This window comes from Prauserella sp. PE36 (assembly GCF_003311655.1).
GTDB classification, from domain to species: Bacteria; Actinomycetota; Actinomycetes; order Mycobacteriales; family Pseudonocardiaceae; genus Prauserella_A; species Prauserella_A endophytica.
Map to the genome: position 1 here is coordinate 110,588 of NZ_QEQT01000071.1, position 7,615 is coordinate 118,202.

11 protein-coding genes are annotated in these 7,615 nt (G+C 72.5%); 9 read left to right on the forward strand and 2 right to left on the reverse strand.

Going from position 1 to position 7,615, the window contains the following annotated elements:
• Positions 1-9 precede the first annotated feature (9 nt).
• The 4 genes from DI005_RS19465 to DI005_RS19480 are packed head-to-tail and all read left to right on the forward strand — an operon-like array spanning position 10 to position 1,715.
• Positions 10-834 (forward strand): GvpL/GvpF family gas vesicle protein, encoded by an 825-nt coding sequence (locus tag DI005_RS19465; RefSeq protein WP_112274311.1) that lies wholly within the window; start codon positions 10-12, stop codon positions 832-834.
• Positions 831-1,028: a gas vesicle protein gene (locus tag DI005_RS19470; protein ID WP_112274313.1), complete on the forward strand. Its 198-nt coding sequence runs from the start codon at positions 831-833 to the stop codon at positions 1,026-1,028. Before DI005_RS19465 ends, DI005_RS19470 begins: the two co-directional genes overlap by 4 nt.
• Positions 1,021-1,323, forward strand: coding sequence for a gas vesicle protein K (locus DI005_RS19475; protein ID WP_112274315.1), 303 nt, complete (start codon positions 1,021-1,023; stop codon positions 1,321-1,323). The genes DI005_RS19470 and DI005_RS19475 overlap by 8 nt, the downstream gene beginning before the upstream one ends.
• A gap of 20 nt (positions 1,324-1,343) precedes the next feature.
• A complete protein-coding gene (locus DI005_RS19480) occupies positions 1,344-1,715 on the forward strand; it encodes a DUF6401 family natural product biosynthesis protein (protein ID WP_112274317.1) in 372 nt (123 codons plus the stop codon).
• A 101-nt stretch (positions 1,716-1,816) separates the two neighbouring features.
• Here DI005_RS19480 and DI005_RS19485 read toward each other — a convergent pair whose 3' ends face one another.
• Together DI005_RS19485 and mmuM are read right to left on the reverse strand one after the other, a co-directional pair.
• The gene (locus DI005_RS19485; RefSeq protein WP_112274319.1) at positions 1,817-2,674 is read right to left on the reverse strand and encodes a hypothetical protein; all 858 of its coding nucleotides are present in this window, start codon (positions 2,672-2,674) and stop codon (positions 1,817-1,819) included.
• Positions 2,675-2,877: 203 nt separating this feature from the next.
• Positions 2,878-3,777: a homocysteine S-methyltransferase gene (gene mmuM / locus DI005_RS19490; protein WP_113643025.1), complete on the reverse strand. Its 900-nt coding sequence runs from the start codon at positions 3,775-3,777 to the stop codon at positions 2,878-2,880.
• Between the two features lie 140 nt (positions 3,778-3,917).
• Between mmuM and DI005_RS19495 the strand changes: the two genes are divergently transcribed.
• The 5 genes from DI005_RS19495 to DI005_RS19515 all read left to right on the forward strand — a co-directional run.
• Positions 3,918-5,024, forward strand: coding sequence for a DnaJ domain-containing protein (locus tag DI005_RS19495; RefSeq protein ID WP_113643026.1), 1,107 nt, complete (start codon positions 3,918-3,920; stop codon positions 5,022-5,024).
• A 59-nt stretch (positions 5,025-5,083) separates the two neighbouring features.
• A complete protein-coding gene (locus DI005_RS19500) occupies positions 5,084-5,773 on the forward strand; it encodes a DUF998 domain-containing protein (protein ID WP_113643027.1) in 690 nt (229 codons plus the stop codon).
• Between the two features lie 30 nt (positions 5,774-5,803).
• The gene (gene fabG, locus DI005_RS19505; protein ID WP_112274327.1) at positions 5,804-6,565 is read left to right on the forward strand and encodes a 3-oxoacyl-ACP reductase FabG; all 762 of its coding nucleotides are present in this window, start codon (positions 5,804-5,806) and stop codon (positions 6,563-6,565) included.
• Entirely contained in the window at positions 6,562-7,023 is a 462-nt protein-coding gene (locus tag DI005_RS19510; RefSeq protein WP_112274328.1) for a MaoC family dehydratase, read from the forward strand. The genes fabG and DI005_RS19510 overlap by 4 nt, the downstream gene beginning before the upstream one ends.
• Before the next feature lie 50 nt (positions 7,024-7,073).
• Positions 7,074-7,615, forward strand: a 542-nt coding sequence (locus DI005_RS19515; RefSeq protein WP_147263869.1) for a phosphotransferase family protein, incomplete at its 3' end; no start/stop codon positions are given.

Genomic DNA, 7,615 nt, shown 5'->3' on the forward strand with positions numbered 1-7,615 from the left:
TGAACGACGATGGCGGACACATCCGGGCGCTGGCTCTACGCGATCGCCCGCGAGCTCGACACGGACGCGCTCGCCGGGCTGCGGGGCGTTGCCGGGGCGCCGGTGCACGTGGTGGAGGACGCGGGGCTCGTCGCCGTGGTGAGTGCCGTGGACCTCGCCGAGTTCGGCGCGGAGCCGTTGAAGCGCAACCTGGAGGACCTGGACTGGCTCGCCGCCACGGCGCGGGCCCACGACGCCGTGGTCACCACCGTGGGCGGCGCCGCACCGGCCGCGGTGCCGCTGCGGCTGGCGACCGTGTGCCTCGGCGACGACCGCGTCCGTGAACTGCTCATCCGGCGCCGACCCGACCTCGAGAGCGCGCTGGCCCTGCTGACCGGCCGCACCGAGTGGGGGGTGAAGGCCTACGCCGACCCGGACGCCCTGGCTGCCGCGGACACTCCCGCGGAGCCCGGCGGCCAGGGCAGCCAGGGCGGCAAGGGCAGCAAGGGCGGAGCCGGGACCGCCTACCTGCTGCGCCGGAAGGCGCAGCTCTCGGCGAGGGAGAAGGCCGAGCGGAACGCGTCCGCGCACGCCGACCGGCTGCACCGTGAGCTCGCGGCTCTGGCCACCGCCGCCCGCAGGCACCCGCCGCAGGACCCGAAGCTGTCGGGCCGGAAGGGCTGGAACGTGCTCAACGGCGCCTATCTCGTGGACGACGCGAAGGCCGACGAGCTGGCCGCCGCCGTCGAACGGCTGGGCGGCGAGGTGGAGGGCGTGCGGCTGGAGCTGACCGGGCCGTGGCCCGCGTACTCCTTCGCCGGCGTCGAGCAGGGCGCCGAGGAGGCGGCGCGATGACCGGCGAGCTGGAGGCCGCCGCGCCGGAACGCCGGATCGCGCTGGTCGACCTGCTGGACCGCGTCCTCGCCGGCGGGGTGGTGCTCTCGGGCGAGGTGACGCTGTCGATCGCGGAGGTAGACCTCGTGCACGTGTCCCTGCGCGCGCTGATCACGTCGGCCAGCACGCTGGAACGGAGCCTCTCCGGTGAGTGAGAACGCCCACAGACACGAGCTGACCGAGCACATCGACGCCGACCCGGAGACCGTCGAGAAGGGTCTCGTGAGCCTCGTGCTGACGATCGTCGAGCTGCTGCGGCAGCTGATGGAACGGCAGGCGCTGCGCCGCGTCGAGGACGGAAAACTGAGCGATGAGCAGGTGGAACGCATCGGCCTGACCCTCATGCGGCTCGAGGAGAAGATGGGTGAGCTCCGAGATCATTTCGGGCTCGAACCGGAGGATCTCAACATCGACCTCGGGCCGCTGGGGCCTCTTCTCGCACCCGAATAGGGGACCTAAGCTCTCCCTCCATGGGTTGGTTGCTGAACGCGTGGCACGAGTCTGCCGCGAAGCGGGAGCTCTCCGCGCTCGCCGACCGGCTGAGCCGTGTCGGGCTCGCCGTCGGTGGTCTGGCGCCGGGACTGCTCGCCAGCGTCGACCAGCACGCCGCCGCCGTTCGCGACATCCTGACGCTCAGCGGCGGCCGGGTGAGTGCTGTCGAGCTGGCCGGTTACGCACGGGGCATCCAGGACGCGGCCACCGAGGCCGGCTGGCACCCACCGCTGCGGGACGGCTGGGACTCCGACTGGGTGACCCTGCGGCTGGTCGCCGTGTGCCTGCTGGCCGCGGCGGGCACGGTCGCGGTCACGGGCGGCGACGTAGACCCCCTGCTCTTCTTCTGACCGCACCCAGCTCGCCAGCCGCAGTGAAGGCCACCTTGCCTGCGTTGAACGCAGGCAAGGTGGCCTTCACTGCGGTTGGGTTCGGTCGGGTCAGCGCGGTGTCACGGGTAGTCGCCGCGCGGCGGTGCCGGAGGCGGCGTCGTGGGCGGTGTGGCCGGAGGCGGCGTGGCGCCGCCCCGCGGCGTGCCCGTCTGGATGGGCTCGGTCTGCGGCGACTGCATCGTGGGCTGGGCCGCCTCGCCCGTCCTGGCACGGATGGCGTCCTCGCGGCCCCGCTGGTAGGCCTGGGCCTGCGACCTCGCGTTCGGCATCTCCTCCTCGGCGCGGTTCAGCCAGCGTTCCCAGCGCTGCTGCATCGGGCGGACCATGCCGCCACCGAGGCCGACGACGAGGATGCCGCCCGCGGTCGCCAGCACGGCGACGAGCACCGGGGTGGTGACAGCCGTCGCGACCCCGATCTGGTTCAGCGCGGCGATCACGCCGAGCGCGATGATGAAGACCTGCGTCAGCCTGGCCACGAAGTTGCCGTAGCTCAGGCCGCCGAGCGCGCTGCCCACCAGGTCACGCACCGCGTTGGCGATGGCGGCGGCCACCACGACGATGACGATCGCGACGATCGCCCTCGGCAGCCACGCCACGATGCCGGCCAGCATGGCGCTGATCGGGTTGGGCCCGAACACGCCGAACGCCATCTGCAACGCGATCAGCAGCACCGCGTAGTAGACCAGCGCGGCGATCAGGCCACTGGCGTCGTACTTGGACCGGGCGAGCGCGCGCTTGATGCCGCCACGCTCCACGGCGCGGTCGAAGTGAAGCCGCTCCAGCACGACATCGACGAGTTTGCGAAGGGCTTTCGCAACAAGCCAACCGATGACCAGGATCACCAGGAACACGACGAACTTCGGGAGGAAGGTAATCACCGCCCGCAGCGCATCGTTGAATGATTCCGTGATGTTCATCCGGTTTCCATCCTTTCCGTGGCCGGCCGGCCCGCGTCGCCGTTCGAGCTGATCAGGCACAGCGGGCCGTGCGCGTGGACGGTGCCCGTCACACGCGTTCGTGGTGCGCAGACCACACTTTTTTCTGGTGGTTCGGATTACCCGGAATTCGAGGGTCACACGCGTGCGGCGAGGTCGCCTTTCGGAATTACCGAAAGGCTCGATCAGGTTACGCGCAGCGCGCGCGCCAAATCAGCGATGTCACCAGGCCGGACGCGGCAGCAACCACCCACGAGGGCGGCGCCGCCATCGACCCACCGGTTCACCTCATCGGGGGAGAAAGTGGGCGCTCCCGCCCAGCGCCGCCCCTCGGCGTCCCAGCCCTCCCCGCTGTTCGGGTATGCGATCACCGGCTTGCCGGAGACCTCCGCCGCGATCGCGACGGCGTCGGCGACCTCGGCGGGCGAGCAGCAGTTGACGCCCACGGCGAGCACCTGCGCGTTCCCGGCGGCCACCGCGAACGCCTCCTCCAGGCTCTGCCCGGCGCGGGTCCGCCCGTCCACGACCGTGTACGACAGCCACACCGGCACGCCCGGCATGTCCAGGGCTTCGAGCGCGGCCAGCTCGGCCGCGGCCTCGTCGACGTCGGGAACCGTCTCCAGCGCGAGCACGTCCGGCTCCGCCTCGGCGAGCACCTCCAGCCGGGGCCGGTGGAAGGCGACCAACTCGCGCTGGGTCAGTCCGTACCGGCCGCGGTACTCGGAGCCGTCGGCGAGCAGCGCGCCGTAGGGTCCCGCCGAGGCGGCGACCCAGCGCGGACGCCCGTCGCCCGCGACGGCGTCCCGTGCCCTGCGCGCCAGCTCGACACTGCGCCGCAGCAGCGCGGCGGCCTCGGCGCGGTCGATGCCGCGCGCGGCGAACCCGGGAAAGCTCGCCTGGTAGCTCGCGGTCGTGGCGACCTCGGCCCCGGCGCGGTAGAACGCGACGTGCGCGGCGACGATCTCCTCCGGGTCGTCGGCGAGCAACCGCGCCGACCACAGCGCGTCCGAGAGATCGTGCCCGCGCGCCTCGAGTTCGGTGGCGAGCCCGCCGTCGAGCACCACGGTCCGCCCGGACGTCAACACGCCCCCAAGCCTAACCACCCGCGAGTCGTGCGTTCCCGACTTCCCTTAGCACACAACCGATCCACCCGGACGTGCCGGGCGGGCGGTGCTCGCCCCGGCGCGGGCACGCCATAGGGTGAGCGCTCGCGAGGAGGTGCCGGATGCCTGACGTCGACTACTACGAGCTCCTTGGCGTGCGGCCCGATGCCACCCCGGCGGAGATCAAGTCGGCGTACCGGACGCTGGCCCGCTCGATGCACCCCGACACGGGTGGCACCGCCGGGACCTTCCGCCTGCTGCGCGAGGCGTACGAGACCCTCGGCGATCCGGTCCGCCGCGCCGAGTACGACGCGGGCGACCCGGAGCGGCACGAACCGCCCGCCCCCGCCACGACGGCGACGGCCACCCGGACCCGGCCGGCGCCGCGCACCCGTCCCCGCCGCTTCGGCGAGGACCCCGCGTTCACCCCGGCCGCCCCGCGCGTCGACCCGGCGACGATCCCGTGGTGGCACACGGTGGACGCCATCACTCGCGTGCACTATCCAGGCTCACCTGGCCACGCCCCCGCCGCCATCGCGCTCGGCGCCGTGGTCGTGCTCGCGCTGCCCCTGCCGCTGGGCGTCACCTTCGCCACCCCGGCGCTCGTGATGTGGCTGCTCCTGGTCGCGGCGGCACTCGGCGCGTCGTACGTGCTCGTCCGGCGGCACCTGTCGGCCCTGCGTTCCGTGCGGGCGTTCCGCACCGAGTTCGGCGGCCGCGCCGTGTTCGGCACCCCCGGCCGGGACGACGACCAGGTGGCCGAGCGCCTCACCGCCGACCTCCTCGCCCGCTACCTCACGCGGCTGCCGGGCGTGCGGGTCTTCCACGGCCTGGCATGGCCGGATTCGGTGTTCGCCGACGTCGACCACGCGGTGCTGTGCGGGCGCAGGCTCGTGCTCGTCGAGTCGAAGCGCTGGCTGCCGGGGCACTACGAGACCGCCGACGGGGTGCTGTACCGCAACGGGCAGCGCTTCCGAGGCGGCGGCAGCAGGCTCGCCGAGAGCGTCGCCGAGTTCGAGGCGCTGCTGCCGGACGTGGAGGTGCGCGGCGCGCTGGTGCTCTACCCCAGCCGTGACGGTGAGCTGACCACCGACCCCGGAGCCGACGCCGTCGCCGCGCCGATGACGCCGGAGCGGTTCGTGCGCGAGATCGGCGCGTGGCTCGCCGTTGAACCCTCCACAGTGGACCGTGACGTGTTCAGGACCATACTGCGCCGCCTCGTCACCTGACATCGCGCTCACACCCTTCGTGGCTGAATGGAACGGAACCGGGACACGGAGGGGGTTTCATGGCGGACGACGCACCGGCCCGCACCAGCGCCGCGCTCCCGGCGACGGGTCTCGCGGCGCTCACACTCGGCAGCCTCCTGATGGGCCTGCTACACCTGCTGCCCGTCACCAGCGCCGACGTGGACCCCGTGCGCCGCACCATCAGCGAGTACGCGCTCGGGCCCGGCAAGCTCCTGTTCGACCTCGCCGTGCTGCTCGTCGCGGCCGGGTCCGCGGCGGTGTTCCTTGCCCTCGTCCGGCACGGCCGCGTGCGTGCCCTCTCCGCGACGACGATCTTCGGCTCGGCCTGGGCGCTGGGCCTGCTCGTGATCGTCGTGTTCCCGAAGACGGACTGGTCGATCGGGCCGAGCCTCGGGGGCACCATCCACCGCTACGCGAGCGTCGTCGCGTTCGTGTGCCTGCCGCTCGCGGTACTCGCCGCCGCCCGCGCGGCCTACCCGCACTCCCCCAACCTCCGCCTGCTCGCCCGCGCGCTCGGGGTGACGTCGCTGGCGTGGTTCGGGCTCATCATCGGCGCGGTGCTGGTGATGCTGGCGGGCGGCGAGCCCTGGTGGCGGGCGATCCCGCTCGGGCTCGTCGAACGGTTCCTGGCCCTCAACGAGGTACTCGCCATCGCCACGCTCGTGCCCGGCCTGATCCGCGTGCGCGCGCCCGCTGCCGCCACGGCCGGTCCCCTGGTACCTTCCTAAGCGCACGCTTACTCACTGAGGAGGAACCACGTGACCGAGTCCCCTTCCCGTGTCGCGATCGTCACCGGGGCGGGCCGCGGCATCGGCGCGGCCATCGCCCGCAAGCTCGCCGGTGACGGCTTCGCCGTCGGCCTGCTCGACCTGGACGAGGCCGGAGCCAAGGCGGGCGCCGAGGCCATCGTCGCCGACGGCGGCAGGGCGATCGGCGTGGGTCTCGACGTGAGCGACGCCGAGCAGGTGGAGGCCGCCGTCGCGGCCGTGGCCGAGCAGCTGGGCGCCCCGACGGTGCTGATCAACAACGCCGGCATCACCCGTGACAACCTGCTGTTCAAGATGAGCGAGACCGACTGGGACTCGGTCATGGGCGTCCACCTGCGCGGCTCGTTCCTGATGAGCAGGGCCGTCCAGAAGCACCAGACCGAGCAGGGCTGGGGCCGCATCGTCAACCTCTCCTCGACCTCGGCGCTCGGCAACCGCGGCCAGGCCAACTACTCCACCGCGAAGGCCGGCCTGCAGGGCTTCACCAAGACGCTCGCGATCGAGCTCGGCAAGTTCGGCGTCACCGTCAACGCCATCGCCCCCGGCTTCATCGCCACCGACATGACGGCCGCGACCGCCGAGCGCATCGGGATGTCGTTCGAGGACTTCAAGAAGGCCGCCGCCCAGGAGATCCCGGTGCGCAGGGTCGGCCAGCCCGAGGACATCGCCAACGTCGTGTCCTTCCTCGTCAGCGAGGGCGCCGGGTTCGTGTCGGGCCAGGTCATCTACGTGGCGGGCGGGCCGAAGGCGTGACCGAGGTGCGCGTCTTCCCCAGCCTCGACGACTTCGCCGCCGCCGTGGGCGAGCACCTCGGCCACAGCGACTGGCACACCGTCACCCAGGAGCAGGTGAACCTGTTCGCCGACGCCACGGGCGACCACCAGTGGATCCACGTCGACCCCGAACGCGCCGCGCAGGGCCCGTTCGGCGCCCCGATCGCCCACGGCTACCTCACGCTCTCGCTGATCCCCATGCTGGGCAAGGAGGTCTACCGCGTCGACGGCCTGCGTATGGGCATCAACTACGGCGTCAACAAGGTCCGCTTCCCACAGCCCGTCAAGGTCGGCTCCAAGATCAGGGCGGGCGCCGAGCTCGCCCAGGTCACCGACACGGCACAGGGCAAGCAGGCCATCGTGCGCTGGACGATCGAGATCGACGGCGAGGCCAAGCCCGCCTGCGTCGCGGAGACCGTGGCGATCCTGGTCGCGTGACCCCGCGGGGCGGTGCCCGCGACCAGTCGCACCGTTGACAAGGAGGTCAGATGAGCGACGAGAACCCGCCCGGGCTCGACCTGGCGCGGCTGCGTGCCCACCTCGACCGCGAGCGCCCCGGCCTCGTCTCGGGGCCGCTGTCGGCCACGGTCGTGGAGGGCGGCCGGTCCAACCTCACCTACATCGTCACCGACGGCACCGGCCGGTGGGTGGTGCGCAGGCCGCCACTGGGCCACGTGCTGCCCACCGCGCACGACATGAAGCGCGAGCACCGCGTGCTGAGCGCGCTCGGCCCGACGAACGTGCCCGTGCCGCCGACGGTGTTGCTGTGCGAGGACGAGTCGGTGCTCGGCGCGCGGTTCTACGTGATGGAGTTCGTCGAGGGCACGCCGTACCGCAGCGCCGAGGAGCTCACCGCGCTCGGGCCCGAGCGCACCCGCGCGATCGCCGACCGGCTGATCGACACCCTCGTCGACCTGCACGCCGTGGAGCCCGACAGCGTCGGCCTCGGCGACTTCGGCAGGCCGGAAGGCTTCCTCGAGCGCCAGCTGCGCCGCTGGAAGAAGCAGCTCGACGCCTCGCGAAGCCGCGA